The following is a 22,304-nucleotide window of genomic DNA, read 5'->3' on the forward strand; positions in this document are numbered from 1 at the left end:
GATCGAGGCAATCTGGGCGCAACGGATGCTTAGGCTTCCGATGATCATCGGCCCGCCGTCCAGGACGGGCCCCTGCACCATCACGAGGATCCCCACACCCCATGCGCTCGGTCACGACCGTCGCGGCGCTCGCCGCTGCCCTGCTCCTCCCCGCCGCTCCCGCCGTCGCCTCTGCCGGCGGCTCGGACGCCCCCGTGCCGTACGTGGTCTCCGCGGACGGCCTGCGCCTGCCCGACGGCGTGACGTTCCACGAGCACGGGCACGTGAACGTCGTCTACACCGTGAACGGCGAGGAGCGTTCGGCGAACGTGCACCTCGAGCTCGCCAACGACCGGGACACGGCCCAGTTCGTCGGGACGTCGTACCTGCCGTGGTCCTTCGCTTTCGACGCGCCGGCCGGTGCCGAGCGCTGCATCGTCTGGGTGCAGGTCGACGGCTTCGACGAGCACTTCGGCGAGGGCGGGCAGGCGCCCCTGTGCACGACGACGCCGTCGACCCCCGAGGAGACCCCGGACCCGCAGGGCCCCCAGGAGCCCGCTCCGCAGGAGACGCCGGGCGAGCCGACGCCGGGCGAGGGACCCGACGAGTCCGACGAGCCCGAGCCCGTGACGCCGGGCGGGAACGAGACGCCGGAGACGCCCGGCGAGCCCACGACGCCTCAGGAGAGCCCCGCCCCCGTGGAGCAGGACACGGAGACGGTCGTGACCGAGGTCGAGCCGCCGGCGGGTGCGCCCGTCGACGGCGAGGTCGTCGAGGTGATCGCCGAGAACGAGGTCGCCACGGTGAGCACCGACGGCGAGCTGGCCCGTACCGGTGCCACCGTCACCGGAGTGGTCGGCGCGGCTCTCGCCCTGCTCGCGGCAGGTGCCGCGATCCTGCTCCTGCGCCGACGCGCTGCCTGATCGCCGTGCCTGACGGCGTGGCCTGACCGCGGTGCCTGACCGCGGTGCCCGACCGCGGTGCCCGACCGTGGTGGAGACCAGGGCACGGAGGTCCCGGCCGGGCGCGGAGCCCGACCGGGACCTGGCGGTCAGCCGACGAGCGCCGCACCCATCGCGCGCGAGAGGTACCAGGGGTCGACGACGGCGGTGAGCTCGCGCGCCGAGTGCATCGACAGGATCGCGGCGCCGACGTCGACGACGCGGATGCCGAGTCGCGTCGCGGTGATCGGACCGATCGTCGAGCCGCAAGGGATGGTGTTGTTGGAGACGAACTCCTGGCTCGGCACGCCGGCGGCGGCGCACGCCGCCTGCCAGCGGGCGGCACCGTGCGCGTCGGTGGCGTAGCGCTGGTTGGCGTTGATCTTGAGGATCGGGCCGCCGCCTGCCACCGGGTGGTTGGCGGGGTCGTGCCGCTCCGGGTAGTTCGGGTGCACGGCGTGGCCGACGTCGGACGACACGCACAGGGACGCCGCGTACGCCCGGTGGCGGTCCTCGGCCGTGGCTCCGAGCGCTCCGGAGAGTCGCTCGAGCACGTCCGCGAGGAAGGGCCCGGCGGCGCCGGAGCGTGAGCCCGACCCGATCTCCTCGTGGTCGAACGCGGCCACGACGCCGATCCCCGTCAGCGCCGCCGGGTCCGCGCCCAGGAGCGCGGTCAGGGCGGCGTGCGTCGAGAGCAGGTTGTCCAGGCGACCGGACGCCCACAGGGCCTCGCCCGCGCCGAACGCGCGCGGCGCCTGCGAGTCCGCGACGACCACGTCGTAGCCGCCGATGTCCGCGGGGTCCACGCCGGCGCCGTCGTCGGCGGTCGCCGCCAGGGCCGCGAGCACGTCGGCGTCGGCGACGTCCCCGAGCCCGAGCACCGGCTGCGTGTGCCGCTGCTTGTCGAGGGTCAACCCGTCGTTGACGGACCGGTCGAGGTGGACGGCGAGCTGCGGGATGCGTGCGAACGGGCCCGTGCGCACCAGGTGCTCGGTGCCGTCCGTCGTCACGACGCGCCCCGCGAGCTCGAGCTCGCGGTCCAGCCACGAGTTGAGCAGCGGACCGCCGTAGACCTCGACGCCGGCCTGCACCCAGCTCGCGCGGCCCGTCGTCGGGCGTGGCTTGAGCTTGAAGCCGGGGGAGTCGGTGTGCGTGCCGAGGATCGTGAACGGCGTCGTCGCACCGGCCGACGGCGGCACGACCACGGCGATCGCCGCCCCGTCGCGCACCACGACGTACCGGCCACCGGGCGCCACGTCCCAGGCGGCTGCCTCGTCCAGCGGGACGAAGCCCGCGGCCTGCGCGCGGCGGGAGATCTCGGCGGCGGCGTGGTACGACGACGGCGAGGCGGTGACGAAGGCGCCGAGGTCCTCGGCGTGGGCGCGGGCGGCCTCGGGAATGGGAGTGCTGGGCATGCCGAGCATCCTTCCACGCCCCCACATCCCCACGCCCCCACGCCCCCACGGCCGCCCGCCCCCCGCCCCCCGCCCCCCGCCCCCCCGCCCCGTTGCCGAACAGGAGGTTGACACCGTTATGGCGAGCAAACCGCTCGCATAACGGTGTCAACCTCCTGTTCGGCAACGGGGCGGGGGGAACCGGCGTCAGTCGCCCGCGACGAAGAACCGCCAGGTGCCGTCCTCGTGGATGCCGAGCCGCCAGCCCAGGTAGCCGTCCGCGCCGCGCATCTGGTCCACGAACGCCTCGTCGACGGCGCCCGCGTCGACCGCCTCCTGCCAGGCGGCGGCGTCGTCGGCCCACATCTCGGTCGCGACGCGTGGCCAGACGTACGTGAACGGGCCGGAGTCGTCGGGCGGGTCGGCGACCCAGCGGCTGCCGGTCAGCAGCCCGGCGAGGATCGCGTACACGTCCTCGTGCTGCTCGGCGGCGGGCAGCCCCCAGAACTCCTCGGCGCTGCGGCCCGCGAAGTTGGTGTGCGTGCCGTCCACGGTGGCGAGCGCCGTGAGCGCGGCGTCGTCGCAGGCCAGCGCGGAGTCGAGCAGCTCGCCGGCGGTCTCGCGGACGGGGGCAGGCAACGCCGACCAGTCCGGGGTCTCGACGTCGAGCCCGTCCGCGGAGCAGGCGCCCGCGTCGTCCCCGTCGCCGCGCCCGTCGTCCCCTCCGGGGCCGGGCACCACCACCTCCGTCGGCTCCGTGAGGACCAGAGCGGCCCGGGTCATGTCCTCGGACCGCACGACGGCGTACGCCCGGACCTCGTACTCGCCCGGGGGGAGGTCGGTCGGGTAGGTGTCGCCGCCGCCGTCGGTGTGCTCGGGCGCGCAGGCCGTGCGGGTCGAGTCGACGGCGTCCCGCTCGCGGGCCACGGTGCTCAGCGGCTCCATGCCGTCCTCGGCCGTGTTGATCCCGACGTCGACCACGCGGCCGTCCTGCACCCACAGGAGCGTCGGGGCGGTGATCAGATCGCCGACGCCGTCGTCCTCGAGGGTGAGTCGGGTCGGTGCGGTCCACCGCCCCACGGACTCCGTGCCGTCCGTGCTCGACTCCGTCCCGAGCGCGGGGTCGTCGAGGAGCTCCAGGGTGTTCGCCGGCAGGGTGTCGGCCGGCATGCCGCAGACCAGGTCCGTGTCGTCGAGCCAGGCCGGCTGGTAGTCGTTCTCGACGAGGCCGACGGCGGCCGGGCCCTGCGCGCGCCCGTCCGCGTCGGCGCCGGTCGGGTCGGTCGGGTCGGTCGCGTCGGTCGCGTCGGTCGTCTCGGAGGGCGTCGGCGTCCCGGCGGGGCCGGGCAGCGGCTGCGGCGCGTGGGGCAGCAGGGTGGCGCCGCCGACGGCGAGCGCCCCCGCGACGGCGAGCGTCGTGACCCCGAGGCCGGCCTGCTTGACGGCGCGACGCCGTCGGATCCGGGTCCGCACCGAGCGGAGCGGGCCGTCGAGCCGGTCCCCGAGGCCGGAGGACATGGCGCCCAGCCCGGCGAGGGCGTCGAGCTCGCGGCGCAGCGTCTCGTCGGTCCGGGCGTCCGCCCAGTCGTCCCGCGCGTGGTCGTGGGTGTTCATCGCGCTGCCCTCCGTCCCGTGGTCGTGGTGGTCCTGCTCGCGGGCTGGACGCGGCCGGGCGTCGGGTCGCCGGACACGTGGAGCACGCCCCGCAGCGTCGTGGTGGCGTCGGCCAGGTACCGCTTGACGGTGCCCTGCGCCAGCCCCAGGGACTCCGCCACCTGCGGCACCGTGAGGTCCTCGAAGTAGCGCAGGACGACGCACGCCCGTTCGCGGGGGGTGAGCCGGCCGAGCGCGGCGGCGACGTCGGCCCGCGCGGTGGCACCGGACGCGGGCCCGCGGGCGTGCTCCTCGGCGGCAACCAGGTACTTGGTCTCGGACCAGCGCCGCCGTCGCCGGTACTCGTCGAGGTACAGGGTGAGGATCGCGCGGCGCACGTAGGCCTCGCTCGTGCCCCCGTCCAGAGGGTGCACCCCGCGCTCCGACGACGCTCGCGTGCCGCGGCGCAGCCGCGAGAACACCTTGACGAGCGCGTCCTGCACCAGGTCCTCGGCGAGTCGTTGGTCACCGCACAGCACGTACGCGTAGCCGACGAGCGCACGCCCTCGTGCCTGCGCGAGCTCGGCGAGCTCGTCCTCCCAGCGGGCCATGGCTTCCTCCTCCGGCCGTCCTACCCACTGTGACGCACGGGGTCCGGGAACCGTTGGGGTGCAGCTACAGGTACCTGACGAGGTGCTGCAGGGCATCCTCGCCCACGAGGTCGTCGCCGAGCAGAGGCACCTCGTCGCGGGGCAGGTGGCCCAGGGTGTCGGTCAGGGTGCGCAGGTGCGCGGCCTCCTGCGTGTGGCGGGCGGCGAGCAGCCCGCCGGCGTCGGCGGGGGACCGCTTGTTCACGACCAGGCCGCCGACGGGGACGCCGAGCCCGTCGAGCTGGGCGCACAGCTCGATCGTCTCGAGCACGGGCAGCCGCTCGGCGGCGAGGACGACGACGAACGCGGTGATGGTGGGGTCGGTGAGCACGTCGCGAAGGCGGGCGAAGCGGGTGCGGCGCTCGGTCAGGACGTGGCGGATCTCGCTGTCGCGGCGTGCCTCGGTCTCGCCCTGCCCGCCGAGCATCCGCGCCGCGGCCCCCAGGCGTTCGGAGCGTTCGCGGCGGCGCAGCAGGCCGTCGGTCCAGGCGCCCATGGTCTCCGGCAGGGTCAGCAGCCGCGCGGTGTGGCCGGAGGGTGCGGTGTCGAAGACGACGAGGTCGTGGTCCCGCAGGCCCGCCTCCACCGCGGTCGCCACCCGCTCCAGCACCGCGGCCTCGTGCGTGCCGGGGGCGTCGCGCGCGAGGTCGAGGTGGCGGTCGACCTCGCGCGACAGGTGCGGTGGGACGAGGCGGTGCAGGGTGCGGCGGACCGCCGCCAGGTGCGCGTCGGTGGTCCGCCCGGGGTCGATCTCCACGCCGTCGAGCACGCCTGTGCCGAACGGCCCGGCCAGCCGGACGACGTCGTCCCCGACGGTGCGCTGCCACAGGTGCCCCAGGTTGTGCGCCGGGTCGGTGGAGACGACCAGCACCCGCCGCCCCGCGCGGGCCTGGGCGAGCGCCGTGGCGGAGGCGATCGACGTCTTGCCGACGCCGCCCTTGCCGCCGAGGAACAGCACGCGGCGCCGGGCGGCGAGGTCTAGCAGCACGAGACGGAGTCCAGGGGCGAGCGCTCCATGCCCATGCGCGTGTGCCACTCGTGCACCCGCTCCGCGACCAGCGGCAGCAGCTCGACCGTGTAGTAGGACGCCGGGTTCGGCACGCCGAGCGCCTCGGCGAGCACGACGACGGTGAACAGGTCGTCCTCGTCGCGCCGGGCGCGGGAGAGCGTGCGCCGGTACGGCGCCTCGTAGAACTCCCGCAGCCCGGCGGACAGGCTGCGCATCCCGTCGGCGACGGTGGTGCGCCTGGTCATGGGATCAGTTTGCGTCAGTCCGACGCCGCCGTGTCACCACGGCCGGCCCCGGCGAGGACGGGGTCGTCCGTCTCCGGGTCGAACTGCCCCTTGCGGGCGGCCTGCATGGCGATCGTGGCCTCGAGGGCGACCCACAGGGACGCGACGAGGATGACGACGTCGAGCCCCAGCAGCAGCCAGTTCTGGTCGGTCCAGAACGTGCCGAGCTGTACGACCAGGGCGTAGACCGACACCACCATGACGAAGACGAGCGGGATGAGGATCAGCACCGGGTTGCGCTTCTTGCGCAGCAGCATGACGGCGATGATCGCGAGCGTGAGCGACGCCAGCAGCTGGTTCGTGGTGCCGAACAGCGGCCAGATGAGCAGGCCGCCCGAGCCGTCGGCGCCCGCGCTGAAGGTGAGGGCGACCCCGACGACCACGACGACCAGCGTCGCCGCGACGTTGGGCACCCGGACCCCGAGGATCTCCCCGGCCTCCTGTACGACGAACCGTTGCAGCCGCACGGCGGTGTCCATGGTGGTGGCGGCGAACAGCACCGCCATGGTCGCCAGGATGGTCGCGGACAGCCCCACCGGGAGGCCGAGGCCGGCGTTGACGATGGCGCCGCCGCCGTTGACGAACGCCGATACCCCGCCCTCGTTGAACGCGCTGTACACGGCCTCCCAGTCGGCGAGCGTCTGGTAGCCGGCGGTGGCGGCGATGATGGCGCCGAGCGCGAGCAGGCCCTCGCCGACCGCACCGAAGTAGCCGACGAACCGGCCGTCGGTCTCCTTGTCGAGCTGCTTGGCCGACGTGCCCGAGCTGACCATGCCGTGGAAGCCGGAGATGGCGCCGCAGGCGACGGTGACGAACAGCAGCGGCCAGATGCTCGGCGTGCCCTCCGGGACGGCCTGGTTGACCGCGGGCGCCACGATGGTGGGGCTCGCGAGCAGCACCGACAGGTACAGGATGCCCAGGCCGATGAAGAGCTGGACGCCGTTGATGTAGTCGCGCGGCTGCAGCAGCACCCACACGGGCAGCAGCGACGCGACGCCGGCGTAGAGGAAGAGCGTGACGATCCAGAAGGTCGCGGGCGTCATGCCCAGGATCGACTCGGGCAGCACCACGGGGAACCGGTCGCCGACGAGGATCAGGGAGTACAGCGCCACGACGCCGATGACGGTCGTGAGCAGCAGGTTCATCTTCCAGCGGTAGATCATCTGCCCGATGACGGCCGCCACGGCGATCGCGCCCCACACGGGGATGACCGACGTCGGCGTCGCGATGAGCAGGTTGGTGATGACGGTCGCGAAGGCGGCGACCACCATGAGCAGCAGCAGGAAGATCACGACGAGGAACAGGTTGCGACCCCGCGCGCCGATGTAGCGGCCGGACAGCATGCCCATCGACTGGCCCCGGTTGCGCACGGACGCCCACAGGGAGCCCATGTCGTGCATGCCGGCGAAGAAGACGGTGCCGATGGTGACCCACAGGAAGGCGGGCAGCCATCCCCAGATGACGGCGACGGCGGGGCCGACGATCGGCGCCGCGCCGGCGACCGAGGTGAAGTGGTGACCCCACAGGACGAACTTGTTGGTCGGGACGTAGTCCACGCCGTCCTGCAGCTCGTGCGCAGGGGTGCGGAACTCGGAGTTGAGGCGGTAGACGCGGCGGGCGAGGTACTTCGAGTACACGAAGTACCCGGCCAGCATCATCGCGATACCGATGATCGCGAGGACCAGGGAGTTCACGGCTGCTCCGTTCTGTCGTCGTTGACGTCCGGGCACACTGACGTGCGGTATGTGACGAAAGTGTAGAGGTGCGCGCAAGTACCTGTGCGGACCACTGCGGCGGGGCGACGGTTCGTGACGCCCGTCACATGTGGGTAGACTCGCGCGCATCCCGCCGTCAACGGCGCCGGCGGGACCTTCCGGACCAGGTCGGGCGGGCCCTATCGGGCACGTGCGGTCTGCCGGTCGGGTCGAGGCAGCAGCACGTCAAGGAGGACGGATGCTCACGTTCGGTTCGAGCAGCATCATCATCGTCGCGGTCATCGGGGTGATCGCGCTGGCCGCGCTGGTGTGCGCCGGGGTCCTGCGCAAGCAGGTCCTGGCCGCACCCGAGGGCAGCCCGGGGATGCAGGACATCGCCAAGGCCGTGCAAGAGGGAGCGGCGGCCTACCTGAGCCGGCAGTTCCGCACCCTCGCGCTGTTCGCCGTCGTGGTCTTCGCCCTGCTCTTCCTGCTTCCCGGCGACGGCGGGATCCGGGTGGGGCGCTCGATCGCGTTCCTCTTCGGAGCCGGTTTCTCCGCGGCGATCGGTTACCTCGGCATGTGGCTCGCCGTGCGCGCGAACGTCCGGGTGGCGTCGGCCGCGACGCGGCCCGGCGGGCGCACCGAGGGTGCGCGCATCGCCTTCCGCACCGGCGGCGTCGTCGGCATGTCGGTCGTGGGGCTCGGGCTGCTCGGTGCGGCGCTGGTGGTGCTCGTCTACCGCTCCGACGCCCCCGCCGTCCTGGAGGGCTTCGGCTTCGGCGCGGCGCTCCTGGCCATGTTCATGCGCGTCGGCGGCGGCATCTTCACCAAGGCCGCCGACGTCGGTGCGGACCTCGTGGGCAAGGTCGAGCAGGGCATTCCCGAGGACGACCCGCGCAACGCCGCGACGATCGCCGACAACGTGGGCGACAACGTGGGCGACTGCGCGGGCATGGCCGCCGACCTGTTCGAGTCGTACGCCGTGACCCTGGTCGCCGCCCTCATCCTGGGCAGGGCCGCCATGGGCGAGCAGGGCCTGGTCTTCCCGCTGATCGTCACCGCGGTCGGCGCGTTCGTCGCGGTGCTCGGCGTGCTCGTCACCAAGGTGCGCGGCAACGAGAACGGTCTGGCCGCGATCAACCGCGGCTTCTACATCTCCGCGGTCGTCGGTGCCCTCCTGGCGGCCGTCGCCGCGTTCGTCTACCTGCCGTCCTCCTTCTCCGAGCTGTCCGGCACCGCAGACCTCGGCGACGTCACCTCCGACCCGCGCGTCGTCGCCTCGCTCGCCGTCGTCATCGGCGTCGTCCTCGCGGGCGTCATCCTGTGGATCACCGGCTACTTCACCGGCACGACGTCGAAGCCGACGCTGCACGTGGCCGCGACGTCGCGCACCGGCGCGGCCACCGTCGTGCTGTCGGGCATCGGGGTCGGCTTCGAGTCCGCCGTCTACACGGCGGGCATCATCGCCGCCGCGATCTGCGGCGTCTTCCTGCTCGCGGGCGGCTCGCTGTGGCTCTCGCTGTTCCTGGTCGCGCTCGCGGGCTGCGGGCTGCTCACCACCGTGGGTGTCATCGTCGCCATGGACACCTTCGGCCCCGTGAGCGACAACGCGCAGGGCATCGCCGAGATGTCGGGCGAGGTGGACGAGGAGGGTGCGCAGATCCTCACCGACCTCGACGCCGTCGGCAACACGACGAAGGCCATCACCAAGGGCATCGCCATCGCGACGGCGGTCCTGGCAGCGACCGCGCTGTTCGGCTCCTACGCCGACGCCGTCGGGACCGCCCTGGCCGAGGTCACGGAGGTCGGCACCGGGCTGGTGCCCGCGATGCTGAGCTTCGAGATCATCTCGCCGGTGACGCTCGTCGGGGTGATCCTCGGCGCCGCCACCGTGTTCCTGTTCTCCGGTCTCGCGATCGACGCCGTGACGCGGGCCGCCGGGGCCATCGTCTTCGAGGTGCGCCGCCAGTTCCGCGAGCACCCCGGCATCATGACGTTCGACGAGCGGCCCGAGTACGGCAAGGTCGTCGACATCTGCACCCGCGACTCCCTGCGCGAGCTCGCGACGCCCGGTCTGCTGGCGGCGTTCGCGCCGATCGCGGTCGGGTTCGGGCTCGGCGTTGGGCCGCTGGCCGGGTTCCTCGGCGGTGCGATCGGTGCCGGCGTCCTCATGGCGGTGTTCCTCGCGAACTCGGGCGGCGCCTGGGACAACGCGAAGAAGATCGTCGAGGACGGCGCGTTCGGCGGCAAGGGCTCCGAGGCGCACGCGGCGACCGTCATCGGCGACACGGTCGGTGACCCGTTCAAGGACACCGCCGGCCCGGCGATCAACCCGCTGCTGAAGGTGATGAACCTCGTGTCCGTGCTCATCGCCCCGGCCGTCGTCATGCTGAGCGTGCCCGCCGACGCGAACCAGGTGCTGCGCATCGGCATCGCCGTCCTGGCGGCCGCCATCGCCTTCGGTGCCGTCATCGCCTCGCGGCTGCACGCAGCCCGCGTGGACCGCGAGCAGGAGGCGGAGGTCGCCAGCATCCACGCGGGATAGAGCATCCCGCTACTGTCCCGTGCGGCCGTCGATGCACTCCCGCAGCAGGTCCGCGTGCCCGGCGTGGCGGGCGTACTCCTCGACCATGTGCTCCAGCACGTCGCGCACGATCATCGGCCGGCCATGGTGGAGGACGACGGTCGCCATGTCGGCGTCGGTCTGCGTCGCCAGCCAGGCGTCCGCGGCCTCGACCTCGCGCCGCCACGCGGTCCAGGCCTCCTCGACGACGGCGGGGTCGGCGACGGCGCCGTCGAAGTCCGCGTCGGGATCTTCCGCCGTCGAGTAGAGCCGCGGGAGATCGGTCCGGCTCTGGAGCACGCGCCGGAACCACGTGTGCTCCACCTTGGCCAGGTGCCGCACCAGTCCCAGGAGCGAGAGCGTGGACGGCGGCACGGACCTGCGGGCGAGCTGCTCGGCGTCGAGGTCGACGCACTTCATCTCGATGGTGGCGCGGTACGACCGCAGGTAGGACCAGTGCGTCTCCAGCTCGCCCACCGGATCGGCCCACTGGGTGCGGGGGTCGTCCTCGGGGTCGACCCACATGTCGGGCGCGGTGCGGTTCTGAGAGTCGGTCATGGCTCCATTTGACCGCTCGGTGCGGCGCTCGACAAGGGGCTTCGCCGCCGCGCGGCCCAGGGCCACAGGAAGCAGACCAGGGCGACGGCCGACGCGACGGCGAACACCCACCAGATCTCTGCCCGCAGCGGCGCCGAGAAGGCCTCGACGGCCAGGGCGACCGCCGCGATGCCGGTCTCGGTCGACGCCAGGGACTCGAGGGCGCGGTCGCCCGCGACCTGCACCACGAGCTGCAGCACGAGCATCACGACGGCGATCGCCGCGCCGGCCACGGCCACGGTGCGCAGGCGGCGACCCGAGCGGGAGACCGCGGCCGCGGCGGCGACGAGGGCGACCAGCAGGAGCGGGAGCCAGGGGGTCAGCGTGTTCACCCAGCGCACGCCGTCCTGGGCGGCGGCGAGGTCCTCGGACTCGAACAGCACGATCGTGCGCCCCCGCGGCTCGATCCGTTCCGCCACGGTGAGGCCGCGGTCCACGAGGGCCTGCTTCGCGCGCTCGACGAGGGGGTCAAGCTGGACCGTCACGGCACCGTTCTCCAGCTCGACGGCGTCGCCGCCGCGCTGCTCGAGCACCCGGACGGCGGTCCCGTGGCTCACCTCGTTCGCGCTGATCCACAGCGTGGTGAACGCGGACGACCGGACGAGGCGGTCGGAGGTGCGCGCGATGAGGGAGTCGACCTGGTCCGCGAGCGCAGGGCCGAGGACGGGGGACAGGCGCGTGATCGCGTCGGGCACCCGGTCACGCTCCGCGACGTCCGCGAGCGTCTCCTCGACGAACGCCTCGACGTCGATCTGGTCCGTGACCTCGGCGGTGAGGGCGCGCGAGACGGCCTCCTGCACCGCGGGCTCCGTGGCAAGCGGTCCGACCATCTCCAGGTAGCGCTCGGTGTCGAGGACGTGGTTCTCGACGTACCGCGCGGGCATCATGACCGCAGCGACCAGCACGGCGAGCACGACCAGGACGGCGGCAGCGACGCTGCGGATCATGTTCTGGGACGCTACCGGCGGCGACGTCCGGTGGCGCGCCGAACGAGGGGCCGGACGGCCGAGGTGACGAAATGGGCTTCGACGGGCCGGCGTGCGGCCCCTAGCGTGGGCGCATGGCAACGGTGAGGAAGTTTCAGGTCACGTTCGACTGTGCGGACCCGGAGCGCGTCGCCCGCTTCTGGTGCGAGGTGCTGGGGTACGTCATGCCCGACGGCGCGACGAACGTCGCGGAGGACCCCACCGGGGAGGGGCCGCGGATGTACTTCCAGCGCGTCCCCGAGGGCAAGGTCGTCAAGAACCGCGTGCACCTCGACGTCCGCGTCGGCACGGGGCTGGTGGGCGACGAGCGGCTCGCCGCGCTGCGTGCCGAGCAGGCGCGCCTCGAGCCTCTCGGCGCGACCCACCTGTGGACGCAGCTCGCCGACGGCGAGGAGGAGTCGTGCATCACCATGCAGGACGTCGAGGGCAACGAGTTCTGCGTCGACTGACGCCGGCGGCGCGGCGCTCACTCTGCCGGGTGTCGGGTCCCACGGTCCTCGTCGTGGTGCAGGAGCGGCCCGACGGGCGTGCAGCAGGCGTCGCCACGCCAGGCCTCGACGCCCTCCTTGACGGCGAACCCGGCGATGGCGAGTGCGGCAAGGGGGTCCGCCCACGTCCAGCCCCACACGGAGTTGAGGACGAGGCCGACCAGGAGGACGGCGGACAGGTACGTGCACAGCAGTGTCTGCCTGGAGTCGGCGACGGCGGAGGCGGAGCCCAGCTCGGACCCTGTGCGGTGCTCGAACCAGGACAGGGTCGGCATGACGGCCAGGCTGGCGGCCGCGAGGATGATGCCGACGGTCGAGTGGTCAGGCTCCGCCGCCCCGAACAGGGTGCGGATCGCGTCGACGGAGACGAACAGCGCCAGACCGAAGAACGAGACGGCGATGAGGCGCATGGCGACGCGCTCACGCCGGTGCGGGTCGGGCGCGGCGAACTGCCAGGCGACGGCGGCCGCCGACAGCACCTCGACGACGGAGTCCAACCCGAACCCGACCAGCGCCGCGGACGAGGCCGTGCGCCCGGCGGTGATCGCGACGACGGCCTCGACCACGTTGTAGCTGATCGTCGCGGTGACGATCCAGCGCACCCGTCGTTCCAGGACGTGTCGACGCTCGGCCGGCAGCGGTGCGGGGTGGCGCGAGACCGAGGTCATCGGCAGGTGCATCCTTCGGACGAGCAGCACGTCGGGTCGACGGTCACGACCAGGCGCAGCAGGTCGTTCAGAGCCGGTGCGAGATGGGAATCGGCCAGCCGGTACCAGGTGCGGCGACCGTCGGGCACCGCCTCGACCAGCCCGCATCCGCGCAGGCACGCGAGCTGGTTGGACATGACCTGTCGTGAGACGCCGAGGGCCTCGGCCAGGTCCGACGGGTAGGCCGGGGCCTCGCGCAGCGTGAGCATGATCCGGGTGCGTGTCTCGTCCGACAGCGCGTGCCCCAGCCGCGCGAGCGCGGCGGTGTGGGTGAGGGTCACGGTCTCCATGACCGTGACAGTACACGGACTCCTGAATCCAGAACACCGTGTATCGATGCTGAACGGCGGCGCGACCTTGGCCGGGCCAGCCGCGTCTCAGCCGGTGGCCCGCTGCGCGCCTCCGTCGTGGCCCACCCGGTCCAGGTACCAGAGGACGACCCGTTCGATCAGCGGCATCGTCGCCGTCGGGGGAGAGGCCGGGCTTCCTGCGCGGGAAGCGTGCATCGTCGGAGAGGGCGTGGAGGTGTTCGTCGGCATCGTCGAGTCCTTCAAGGTCCGGGGAGGGGCTGGTCAGACGTGCGGAGCCGGTGACGCCCGTGGGCGGTGAGACCGCGGGCGTCACCGGCTCGCGTCCGGGATCAGCTCCCTGCCTCGATCGCCGTGGGCGTACCAGCGGAGTGGCTGACCTCGATGCGCCGCGGCCTGGCCTCTTCAGACACCGGGATCGTGAGGGTGAGCACGCCGTCGGCGTACGAGGCGCTGATCTGGTCGAGCGCCAGGCCTCGCCCGAGGGTGAGCTGACGCGCCACCGTGCCCGACTGGCGCTCTCGCAGCAGCCACTGACCCTCGGCGGACCGAGGCGTCCGCTCGGCACGGATCGTCAGCGTGCGGTCCTCGCACGAGACGTCGATGCTGCCGGGGTCGATGCCGGGCAGGTCGACCGCGAGGACGTAGTGGTCCCCCTCGCGAAAGAGGTCCATCGGCATGGTCGGCGCGTTCCGGTTGTTGAGCGCCAACGATCCGAACAGCCGATCCATCTCCTGGAACGGGTCCCAGTAGGTAGCCATCGCGCACCACCTCCTCGATGAGGGCCGCGACGTGCGGCCCTGCCCGCGATCGACGTGCCGGGCCCTCCGGCACGCTGGCTACAGAGATGTTTTAGCACTCGGACCCTGGGAGTGCCAGGCGACTCCGATCGCCGACAGCGAACGCCGGGGGCCGTCCCCACAAAGGGCCGATGAGTTTCCGTCCCGTCGGTCGCTCGCATACGAGATCCCCGGTGCGCGCCTCCTCGTCCTCGATCGGGCCTCGACGACGATCCCCGACGCGGCCGCCGATCAGGTCGCGCTGACGATGCTGGACCTCTGACCAGCCCGCCGTTCCACGTCTGGCGGGCGATGCACTTCGCCCGCCGGTGGAGCGAAGTCCGCTCTGCGGCTCAGCTCGGGCTGACCTCACGCAGGATCCGCAGGTCCAGCTCATGGTCGTCCGGGCACGGCCGGCGCTCCCACGGACACAGTCGCGGATCCTTCGTCGACCAGCCCGGGAGGCGGTCCTCCGCCTCGTCGGCGCACATGGTGCAGAGCACCTCAGCGGCGAGATCGATGTTCCCGGCCTCCATACCGTATATGGCGACATCCCAGGTCGGTGCCCGGCAGCACACGAGGTGCACGATGTCGCCGCGGGAGTTCTGGAGCTGGCGCCGTGTGAGACGCGGTCTCCGCTGCTTCGTCCGACGTCGTCGTCGTGGTGCTCACGGCGCAGAGCCTAGCCGCGGACACGACGACCGTGGCTCACCGGTTCCCCGAAGCCCACCGGTGGAGAATCGCGGTGGGGCTGAAGCGGCTCGACCGGCCCGCCTCAGCCAAGTGCTGCCGACCAGAGCCCGTGACGCGTGTAGAAGGCCTCGACCTCGTCGACGTCGGCGGTGGGCTCGGAGCCCGACGGGCTCACCGCCTCGGCGACCCACCAGTCGGCGCCCGGCAGCCCCGCTGACGCGTAGGCCCGGGCGCCGGGTTCCTGGGGGCGGTAGCCGGCGCGCGGCGCGGCGACGACCTCTCCGTGGGCGGGTTCCCACAGGTGCACCGATCCGTCGCTCTCCTCGCCGAGCACCACGGCGTCGTACCACCGCCACACCACGACCCCTCGCCCGTCGCCGCCGGTCGCCACGGCGACGAGGTGGCCGGGCGACACCCGTTCCGTGCGCGGGGAGGGGAACATCGGCGCGAACGCGACCGAGGTGACGGCGCCGTCGTGCCACACGTCGCAGGTCGTCTCGCGGACACGCAGCACGCGCCCCAGGTGAAGGTGGGGCGTGGCACCGGGCAGCTCGTCGTCGGGCATGTCCGGGAGTGTGGCACTGCTGCCCCGTGCGGTCGACGTCATTGCGGCGTGCGCACCCGCGTGGACCTACAGGGTCGTCCAGCAGTACAGGCCCAGGTCACGCGCGGTGGTCGTCCGCGCGAGGTCGCGCCAGGAGTGCAGGACGGGCAGCAGGTCCTCGGGCGAGGCGGTCCCGCCGAACTCGTCGGTCCGGGACCACGGCACCGCCACCTCGGCCACACGCTCGGGCGTCGCCTCGGCCAGCGCGGCGGTGAACGACGCGGGCATCGAGACCACCCAGGCCCACTCGTGGTCGGGCGGACTGACGAGCCTGGCCCAGTCGGCGTCACGGGTGGTCGCGTCGTACGCGCCGTCCGCGAGGAGCGCCATCAGCGTGCGTGCCTGCACGACCGGGTCGAACGCCATCACGACCGGCGCCAGGGTGTCCCCCGGTCCGTCGTCGACCGCGGCACCGGCGCGGGTGTCGTCCTCGGCGGCGAAGTACGTGTACGACACGCCCATGCGAACTTCCTCCTCGCACGGCGACGGGCCGCGCTGGTCGGCTACTGCCCGGTTCGTCCGTCGATGCACTCGCGCAGCAGATCGGCGTGACCCATGTGCCGCGCGTACTCCTCGGTGACGTGCAGGATGACGTCGCGCACCTCGACGCTGCCGCCGTCGAACGGCACCTCGCGGCCGAGCTCCTCGCCCATCATCCAGTCGTCGGCGACCTCCACGGCATGGTGCCAGGCGGCCCAGGCCTCGTCGACGCACCCGTCGTCAGGCAGCGCGCCGTCGAAGTCGATGTCGGGGAAGCCTGCCATCTCGAACGGCCCCCGCTCGGCGCCGCCCTGCAGCACGCGGCGGAACCAGTGGTGCTCGACGTTCGCGAGGTGCCGCACCAGCCCGAGCAGCGAGAGCGTCGACGGCGGCACGGAGCGGCGTGCGAGCTGCGACGCGTCGAGGTCCTCGCACTTGAGCACGAGCGTCATGCGATACCGGCACAGGTACTCCCAGAGCGTCTCCTTCTCACCAACCGGGTCGTATCCGGTCACGCGGGGATCGTCCTGGGGGTCCGCCCACATGCCGGGCGCAGTTCGGGTCACGCGCAAAATGTGGCGGAACTCCGGCGCTGGGTCAAGCCTCGAGGCCAGGGCACTGGCCCTGTGCGGATGCCGGTACTGTTCACGGACATGACGGGGTCCAGGTCTCGGCGCACGGCACGCCGGCAGAACCGTCGCGGCCTGCGACGACCGCTCACGGGTGCGTGGGCCCGCCCCCCGGTGCTCGCCGCCAGCGGGGCTGTCGCACTCCTGGCGGGTCTGGGCACCGGAGTGCTGACCGGGTCGGTGGCGGGTGCGGACGCGGTCGCCGGTGTCGCGGACGGTCCGCCGGTGACGTGCGCCGAGGCGCAGCAGGCATGGGCCCAGGCGGCGTCGGCGCAGGTCACCATGTCGTCCGAGGACCCGCAGAGCCTGCGTCAGGGATTCGTCGCGGCGCGTGACGCCGTCGTCACGGTGAGCCCGCCGACGGCGATCGTCGACGAGTGGGAGGTGGTGGGCGAGTACCTCGCCACCGTGGCGCAGGCCGTCGAGGCCGCGGGCGGCGACGCCTACGTGCAGGTGGCGGTCAAAGAAGCCCTGAGCGACCTGGACACCACCGCGATGACCCAGGCGTCCGACAAGGTCACCACGTACCTCAAGGCGGGCTGCGGGGCCTCGGAGGAGCCGTCAAGTTCACCCTCCGAGCCGGAGTCGGACGAGTCGGCGGGCTCGGAGTCGTCCGAGAAGTCCGACGAGGCGGAGAAGGACGACGCCGGGTCCGAGTCCGAGTCCGGGTCCGATTCCGAGTCCGGTTCCGGTGCTGAGGACGACGCGTCGAGCGAAGGCTCGGACGGCAGCAGCACGGACTGATCCCGGCGGTCCGCACGCCGTCCGGGGCGCTGCGCCGGCCCCCCGGCGGACGTGAGTCGCCTCACCTGCGGGCCCCTCGGCTTTTGCCGTGTCCGCGGCGTAGTTCACCATGGTGGGATGCGCCGGCCCTCCACGACCCCTCGACGACTCGCTGCACTGGCGGTGAGCGTGCTGGGTGCGAGCCTCGCCCTGAGCGGGTGCGGGGGCGGGGACGAGCCCGCGGAGCCCGTGGTCGAGCCGGCGCCCGCGATCTCCATCCCGGCCGACGCGCACATCGGCGGCGACGGTGAGCCGGGCCCGAAGGACGACGGCGAGAAGCCGTCGCCGTCGCCGAGCGCGGAGCCGTCCGAGGGTGCGGTCGACGCGGAGCGCTGCGCCGAGCTGCAGACCGCCTGGGCGGCGACCAACCGCGCGCTGGTGGACCTGAGCCCCGAGCACCCGCGAGCCCTGGTCGAGAGCTTCCGGAGCGGTCACCGGGCGGTGACGTCGGCCGAGCCGACCGAGGAGGTCGCCCCGGCGTGGACCACGATGGCGAACTACCTGCGTGACGCCGTCGTGGCCTTCGACGACGTGGACGAGGACGACGTGAACGCCGTGAGCACGGCCATGGCCGACGCGATCGGCGCGGACGACACCGCCCGTGCCACGGCGGCCGCCAAGGACGTCACGGCCTACCTGAACACGACCTGCGGCCCCCAGTGACGCCGACCCCGACCGGCGTGACCCCGCCGGGGGCGGGCGAGCTGCCCGGTGCGGACGGCGCGCGCCTCGTCGCGACCCTGCGGGCCGACCTCGACGCCGCGTCCTACACCGTCGACGGCGTGGGAGACCTGCTGGGCGACCTCGCCTCGGCGGCCCTGCACCGTGACCAGGCGGTCCCCGCGCGCCGGGTCCTTGCCGGTGCAGGTGCCGACCCGCGGGCCGCGCTGGCCTCGCTCTTCCTGCTGGGCGACGGCGTCCCGCGCGCCGCGCTGGACCGCGCGCTGCCGCGTCTCGGCGCGGCCGGAGCCGAGCGTCTGGGGCTGGTCACGGCGGCGGGCCGCGGGGACGACGACACGGTGCGGGCGGCCGTGGACCTGCGCCCGTACGCGGCCGCCGACGCCGGTGGCGACGTGTCCTGGTGGCTGTCGAGCGATCTCGGGGAGCTGGTCACGGGCGGCAGGCTGGGTACCGATCACGTGCTGGGTGCCGGCGGGGCGTCGACGACGCTCGCTCAGGTGACGATGCGGTCGCCGGTGGGTCGCGTCCTCGACCTGGGCACGGGCTGCGGGATCCAGGCGCTGCACGCCTCGCGGCACGCGCGCTACGTGGTCGGCACGGACATCTCAGCCCGCGCGCTGGACTTCGCGCGCTTCAACTCCGCGCTGAACCTGGGCGACGCCGGCGCCGTGGAGCTGCGCTCCGGGTCGATGCTCGAGCCCGTCGCCGGCGAGCAGTTCGACCTGGTCGTGTCCAACCCGCCGTTCGTCATCACGCCGCACTCGGGCGCGCCGGGCAGGGCCGTCGCGGACGCTCTCGGCGACTACGAGTACCGCGACGGCGGGCGGGCGGGCGACGACCTCGTCCGTGACCTCGTCACGGGCGTCGGCGCGGTGCTCGCCCCGGGCGGGGTGGCGCAGCTCCTCGGCAACTGGGAGCACCGCCGCGGCGAGCCGTGGACGGAGCGGGTCGGCGCCTGGTTGGACGACGCGCTCGACGGCGCGGGCCTGGACGGCTGGGTGATCCAGCGCGAGCTCCTCGACGTGGCCGAGTACGCCGAGACCTGGATCCGCGACGGCGGGACGACGCCCGAGCGGGACGCGGCCGCGTGGGCCGCCGCATACGGGGCCTGGCTCGACGACTTCGCCGCGCGTGACGTCGAGGCCGTCGGCTTCGGCATCATCACGCTCCGCCGGCCGCTGGACGGTCACCGGCCGTCGCTGCGCCGGCTCGAGGAGCACGCGGGCCCGGTGCGCCAGCCGCTCGGCGCGCACCTCGCGGCGTCGCTCGCGGCCCACGACTGGCTCGAGGCGCGCGACGACGCGGCGCTCGCGGCCGCCCGCCTGGTGGTGGCCGACGACGTCACCGAGGAGCGTTACCTCACGCCGGGCGCGGCGGACCCGAACGTCATCGTCGTGCGTCAGGGCGACGGGCTCGGGCGCGGGGTCCACGCCTCGACGGCGCTGGCGGCGTTCGTCGGCGTGTGTGACGGCGAGCTGACCGTGGGCCAGATCGTGGGCGCGATCGCGGGACTGTTCGACGTCTCGGCCGTCGACCTGGGTGCCGAGCTGCTGCCCGCCGCGCGCAACCTCGTGCGGGACGGCTTCCTCCGGCCGGCTACCTGACCCCCTCGCAGGTGGGGCCGCCGGGCCGGCGGTGACGAGGCTCACATGGGCACTCCTGCCCGTGCTACGGGGGCGACACGCCCCGCCCACGTGGGGGACCATGGAGTCATGCGCACCCACAAGACCGCCACCCGTACCGCTGCCCTGGCGACGAGCGTCGTGCTCGCCCTGGGGCTCGCTGCCTGCGGCGGGTCGGACGACGACCAGGGCGCCGAGGCTGCCACCACCGAGCAGTCGGCCCCTGCAGAAGAGACGCCCGCCGAGGAGGAGGCGCCCGCCGAGGGCACCGACGTCGCCGGTGACGACGTCTGCGGCGCGTCGCAGGTGCTCACCGAGGCCTCGAGCACGATGTCGGCCATCGACCCCAGCGAGCCCGAGGCCGCGGTGGCGCAGCTCGAGGAGCTCACCGGGACGCTCGAGGCGGTCGACAACCCGCCGGCCGAGATCGCGGACGACTGGAACACCCTCGCGACGTCGTTCCGCGCCGTCACCGACGGTCTGGGCGAGGTCGTCGAGAACCCGACCGACCCCGAGTCCATGACCAAGGTGTCCGACGCGATGGCGCTGATGAACGGCACGGAGTTCTCCGAGGCCGCCCAGGCCGTGGGCACGTACACCGGCGTCAACTGCTGACCTTCCCCGCACCGTTCGCTGCTGCCCCGTCCTCGGTCCTCGAGGGCGGGGCAGCGGTGCGTCCGGGCCCGGTCGAGGCGCGGCGCCTCGATCCTGTGATCTCGCGCTGCCTCGACGGCCTCGGCCGGGTTCCGGGGCCGTCTGAGCAAGACCTCAGTCGCCGCGTCGGCGGCGGACCGCACCCTGCACGGAGCCAGCGATCTGGTCGTCGTCGTATCCCAGCGCACGGGCCCGCGCGACGAGCTCGTCGGCGAGCTGAGCGAGAGGGTCACGGGTGCCCGGCCCGCGGGCCGCGACCCGGGTCCCGGCGCCGCGTCGGGAGACGAGCTGGCCGGCCTGCTCGAGCTCGCGGTAGGCGCGTGCCACGGTGCCGACCGCCAGGCCGAGATCGCCGGCGAGCTGGCGTACGGGTGGCAGGCGGTGGTTCTCGGCGAGCCGGCCGGCACCGATCAGGTCGCTGAGCTGGCGACGCAGCTGCTCGTACGGTGGCGTCGGGTCGTCCGGGTCGACGGTCAGTTCCACGCCCGCCCCCATGAGTCGCCGAGAGCTACGCGCACCAGGCACCACGGGCCGAGGAGCAGTGCCGGGACGGCGCTCAGCCCGATCACCCAGCCGGCGGGTGCGGCCCACCACGGCGCGCAGAGGTGGAGGCCGACGAGCGCACTGGCGGCGGTCACGGCGATCCCGACGTGGCTGAAGCACACCGTCACGCCGGTCGCCGCCACGATGGCCGCGAGCGACCGCTTCCGGAGCTGGTCGTCGTTGTGGCCGGTCGTCGCCAGTCCTCGCGGGCGACGTACCACGCGACGGGCTGCCACCGCGGCGACGAGCAGCACCACGGCCAGGATCACCGCGAGCGGGATGCTGTAGAAGGACCCGGGGTACGGGCCCCGTGCGGCGCCGACACCCGGACCGGAGCATTCGAGCTGGCGCATCCCGCCGACGAAGTCGTCGTATCCCGCGGTCGCGGTCGTGAACGCGAGCGTCGCGGCGAGCGCTGCCAGGACGACCGCCACCGCCCAGGTCGTCCGCCTGGGTAGGTAGTCGACGACCCTGCGGTGCCGGAGGGACGCCGATCGGGGACCGGTGGGCCGCCGCGGCCGCACCACCGTCTCGCCGAGCGTGACGCACACGAGCACCACGAGGCCGAAGACGGCAGGCGCTGCCATCATGTCGATGCCGTACCCGCCGAGAATGTCCGTGTCGGCCACGTATGCCGCCAGGACCCCACCACCGAGGACGCCGACCAGCCGGGTCGCCCGGACGAGGTGGCCCTCCCTGGCCGGTTGGACGTCGTCACGACGCCCCAGCGCGGCGAGCACGCCGACCGCCCCCGCTATCGCGAGCACTCCGAGCAGCAGCACCATCGACATCGACGTCCCCCGTTTGCTTGTATCAACATGGCGATACAAGTCCACGGGCCCCACTTGTGTCAAGCCATCGATACAAGTAGGCGGCTCGAGGGCCAGGCGGCGGCGCGTCCGGGCTCAGTCGAGGCGCGGCGCCTCGGACCCGGCGAGCGCCGCCGCGAGGATCGCCTCGATGGCGAACGCCGTCTCCGTGGCGAGGTCGACGGCGTCGGGGTCGAGGAGCCACTGCACCTGCAGACCGTCCATGACGCCGATGACGGTGCTGGCGACGCGGAGCGCACGGTCGTGGCCGATCGACACCTCACGCTCGGCGGCGACCTCGATCAGGGCGTCGGCGATCTCGCGCCGCAGGACGGCGAACCGTTCGGTGACCCACGCCGCGGCGGGGTGGCCGTCGGTCACGGACTCGCCGGTGAGCACGGAGTAGGCCTGCACGATGCCGCGGCGTTCCGCGTTCATGCCGGCGGTGGTGACGAGGTGCCGGAACAGGTCGAGGCCGCCGGGGATGTGTTGGCCCTCGAGATGCTCGACGTCGAGCCGGTCCCGGTACTCCAGCACTGCCCACAGGAGCTTGTCCTTGCTGCCGAAGTGGTGCAGCACGCCCGCGTGCGTGATCCCGACCTGCTCCGCCACGTCGACCAGGGAGCCGGCGTGGTAGCCCTTCGAGCCGAACACGCGCGTCGCCGCGCCGAGGATCTCCTCACGCCGCTCGGAGCGTGGGGGTCGTGCCCGCCGCGGGCGGGAGCCGTCTGCCATGCCGTCACCATACTGTGACCTTGCCTACTTACTTACTTGTTAGTAAGTGTGGTTCGATGACGACGTCGCCGGCGCCGCCGACGGCGACGGCGACGG

At 73.2% G+C, this 22,304-nt stretch carries 25 protein-coding genes; 7 read left to right on the top strand and 18 right to left on the bottom strand.

Translation table 11 applies throughout. From position 1 onward, the window contains the following. Nucleotides 1–101 precede the first annotated feature (101 nt). Nucleotides 102–902: a hypothetical protein gene (locus tag LEP48_RS02125; RefSeq protein ID WP_225563857.1), complete on the top strand. Its 801-nt coding sequence runs from the start codon at nucleotides 102–104 to the stop codon at nucleotides 900–902. Nucleotides 903–1,030: 128 nt separating this feature from the next. On the opposite strand, the gene LEP48_RS02130 is transcribed toward LEP48_RS02125, so the two are convergent. The 6 genes from LEP48_RS02130 to LEP48_RS02155 form a co-directional block, all read right to left on the bottom strand. After that, the gene (locus tag LEP48_RS02130) at nucleotides 1,031–2,335 is read right to left on the bottom strand and encodes a M18 family aminopeptidase (protein ID WP_225563858.1); all 1,305 of its coding nucleotides are present in this window, start codon (nucleotides 2,333–2,335) and stop codon (nucleotides 1,031–1,033) included. 186 nt (nucleotides 2,336–2,521) lie between these two features. Beyond that, a complete protein-coding gene (locus LEP48_RS02135) occupies nucleotides 2,522–3,928 on the bottom strand; it encodes a hypothetical protein (RefSeq protein ID WP_225563859.1) in 1,407 nt (468 codons plus the stop codon). Continuing rightward, nucleotides 3,925–4,518: a sigma-70 family RNA polymerase sigma factor gene (locus tag LEP48_RS02140; RefSeq protein ID WP_225563860.1), complete on the bottom strand. Its 594-nt coding sequence runs from the start codon at nucleotides 4,516–4,518 to the stop codon at nucleotides 3,925–3,927. The genes LEP48_RS02135 and LEP48_RS02140 overlap by 4 nt, the downstream gene beginning before the upstream one ends. Nucleotides 4,519–4,582: 64 nt before the next feature. Next, nucleotides 4,583–5,545, bottom strand: a complete 963-nt coding sequence (locus LEP48_RS02145) for an ArsA family ATPase (RefSeq protein WP_225563861.1) — start codon at nucleotides 5,543–5,545, stop codon at nucleotides 4,583–4,585. Then, nucleotides 5,536–5,811 (bottom strand): cory-CC-star protein, encoded by a 276-nt coding sequence (locus LEP48_RS02150; protein WP_225563862.1) that lies wholly within the window; start codon nucleotides 5,809–5,811, stop codon nucleotides 5,536–5,538. The genes LEP48_RS02145 and LEP48_RS02150 overlap by 10 nt, the downstream gene beginning before the upstream one ends. A 14-nt stretch (nucleotides 5,812–5,825) precedes the next feature. Then, a complete protein-coding gene (locus LEP48_RS02155) occupies nucleotides 5,826–7,544 on the bottom strand; it encodes a carbon starvation CstA family protein (protein ID WP_225563863.1) in 1,719 nt (572 codons plus the stop codon). 259 nt (nucleotides 7,545–7,803) lie between these two features. On the opposite strand from LEP48_RS02155, the gene LEP48_RS02160 reads away from it, so the two are divergent. Beyond that, the gene (locus tag LEP48_RS02160; protein WP_225563864.1) at nucleotides 7,804–10,092 is read left to right on the top strand and encodes a sodium-translocating pyrophosphatase; all 2,289 of its coding nucleotides are present in this window, start codon (nucleotides 7,804–7,806) and stop codon (nucleotides 10,090–10,092) included. A gap of 9 nt (nucleotides 10,093–10,101) precedes the next feature. Here the strand turns inward: LEP48_RS02160 and LEP48_RS02165 are convergent, their stop codons facing one another. Both LEP48_RS02165 and LEP48_RS02170 read right to left on the bottom strand, forming a co-directional pair. Further along, nucleotides 10,102–10,668: a DinB family protein gene (locus LEP48_RS02165; RefSeq protein ID WP_225563865.1), complete on the bottom strand. Its 567-nt coding sequence runs from the start codon at nucleotides 10,666–10,668 to the stop codon at nucleotides 10,102–10,104. Beyond that, entirely contained in the window at nucleotides 10,665–11,654 is a 990-nt protein-coding gene (locus tag LEP48_RS02170; RefSeq protein ID WP_225563866.1) for a hypothetical protein, read from the bottom strand. Before LEP48_RS02170 ends, LEP48_RS02165 begins: the two co-directional genes overlap by 4 nt. A gap of 113 nt (nucleotides 11,655–11,767) precedes the next feature. Here LEP48_RS02170 and LEP48_RS02175 point away from each other — a divergent pair, with 113 nt between their 5' ends. Further along, nucleotides 11,768–12,142, top strand: coding sequence for a VOC family protein (locus LEP48_RS02175; protein WP_225563867.1), 375 nt, complete (start codon nucleotides 11,768–11,770; stop codon nucleotides 12,140–12,142). Nucleotides 12,143–12,159: 17 nt separating this feature from the next. On the opposite strand, the gene LEP48_RS02180 is transcribed toward LEP48_RS02175, so the two are convergent. The 7 genes from LEP48_RS02180 to LEP48_RS02210 form a co-directional block, all read right to left on the bottom strand. Continuing rightward, nucleotides 12,160–12,849 carry a cation efflux transmembrane domain-containing protein gene (locus LEP48_RS02180; RefSeq protein ID WP_225563868.1) on the bottom strand — a complete coding sequence of 230 codons (690 nt, stop codon included), beginning with the start codon at nucleotides 12,847–12,849 and terminating at the stop codon, nucleotides 12,160–12,162. Then, entirely contained in the window at nucleotides 12,846–13,178 is a 333-nt protein-coding gene (locus tag LEP48_RS02185) for an ArsR/SmtB family transcription factor (protein WP_225563869.1), read from the bottom strand. The genes LEP48_RS02180 and LEP48_RS02185 overlap by 4 nt, the downstream gene beginning before the upstream one ends. Nucleotides 13,179–13,265: 87 nt before the next feature. Beyond that, the gene (locus LEP48_RS02190; protein ID WP_225563870.1) at nucleotides 13,266–13,427 is read right to left on the bottom strand and encodes a hypothetical protein; all 162 of its coding nucleotides are present in this window, start codon (nucleotides 13,425–13,427) and stop codon (nucleotides 13,266–13,268) included. Between the two features lie 101 nt (nucleotides 13,428–13,528). Further along, the gene (locus LEP48_RS02195; protein ID WP_225563872.1) at nucleotides 13,529–13,957 is read right to left on the bottom strand and encodes an Hsp20/alpha crystallin family protein; all 429 of its coding nucleotides are present in this window, start codon (nucleotides 13,955–13,957) and stop codon (nucleotides 13,529–13,531) included. A gap of 793 nt (nucleotides 13,958–14,750) precedes the next feature. Beyond that, nucleotides 14,751–15,233, bottom strand: coding sequence for a hypothetical protein (locus LEP48_RS02200; RefSeq protein WP_225563873.1), 483 nt, complete (start codon nucleotides 15,231–15,233; stop codon nucleotides 14,751–14,753). Nucleotides 15,234–15,299: 66 nt separating this feature from the next. Beyond that, complete coding sequence (locus tag LEP48_RS02205) at nucleotides 15,300–15,734, bottom strand: hypothetical protein (RefSeq protein ID WP_225563874.1); 435 nt, start codon at nucleotides 15,732–15,734, stop codon at nucleotides 15,300–15,302. A 41-nt stretch (nucleotides 15,735–15,775) separates the two neighbouring features. After that, the gene (locus tag LEP48_RS02210; protein ID WP_308009950.1) at nucleotides 15,776–16,318 is read right to left on the bottom strand and encodes a DinB family protein; all 543 of its coding nucleotides are present in this window, start codon (nucleotides 16,316–16,318) and stop codon (nucleotides 15,776–15,778) included. An 87-nt stretch (nucleotides 16,319–16,405) separates the two neighbouring features. Here LEP48_RS02210 and LEP48_RS02215 point away from each other — a divergent pair, with 87 nt between their 5' ends. From LEP48_RS02215 to LEP48_RS02230, 4 genes are all read left to right on the top strand, one after another. Further along, a complete protein-coding gene (locus LEP48_RS02215; protein WP_225563875.1) occupies nucleotides 16,406–17,125 on the top strand; it encodes a hypothetical protein in 720 nt (239 codons plus the stop codon). A 117-nt stretch (nucleotides 17,126–17,242) separates the two neighbouring features. Next, nucleotides 17,243–17,827 carry a hypothetical protein gene (locus LEP48_RS02220; protein WP_225563876.1) on the top strand — a complete coding sequence of 195 codons (585 nt, stop codon included), beginning with the start codon at nucleotides 17,243–17,245 and terminating at the stop codon, nucleotides 17,825–17,827. A 17-nt stretch (nucleotides 17,828–17,844) separates the two neighbouring features. Beyond that, entirely contained in the window at nucleotides 17,845–19,449 is a 1,605-nt protein-coding gene (locus tag LEP48_RS02225; RefSeq protein WP_225563877.1) for a DUF7059 domain-containing protein, read from the top strand. A 108-nt stretch (nucleotides 19,450–19,557) separates the two neighbouring features. Beyond that, entirely contained in the window at nucleotides 19,558–20,082 is a 525-nt protein-coding gene (locus LEP48_RS02230; protein ID WP_225563878.1) for a hypothetical protein, read from the top strand. A 153-nt stretch (nucleotides 20,083–20,235) separates the two neighbouring features. Here the strand turns inward: LEP48_RS02230 and LEP48_RS02235 are convergent, their stop codons facing one another. The 3 genes from LEP48_RS02235 to LEP48_RS02245 form a co-directional block, all read right to left on the bottom strand. Beyond that, nucleotides 20,236–20,604, bottom strand: coding sequence for a GntR family transcriptional regulator (locus tag LEP48_RS02235; protein ID WP_308009952.1), 369 nt, complete (start codon nucleotides 20,602–20,604; stop codon nucleotides 20,236–20,238). Further along, nucleotides 20,595–21,455, bottom strand: a complete 861-nt coding sequence (locus tag LEP48_RS02240; protein WP_225563880.1) for a hypothetical protein — start codon at nucleotides 21,453–21,455, stop codon at nucleotides 20,595–20,597. Before LEP48_RS02240 ends, LEP48_RS02235 begins: the two co-directional genes overlap by 10 nt. Nucleotides 21,456–21,569: 114 nt before the next feature. Next, the gene (locus LEP48_RS02245) at nucleotides 21,570–22,208 is read right to left on the bottom strand and encodes a TetR/AcrR family transcriptional regulator (protein WP_225563881.1); all 639 of its coding nucleotides are present in this window, start codon (nucleotides 22,206–22,208) and stop codon (nucleotides 21,570–21,572) included. Between the last annotated feature and the right edge of the window lie 96 nt (nucleotides 22,209–22,304).

This window comes from Isoptericola luteus (assembly GCF_020297055.1).
GTDB classification, from domain to species: Bacteria; Actinomycetota; Actinomycetes; order Actinomycetales; family Cellulomonadaceae; genus Isoptericola; species Isoptericola luteus.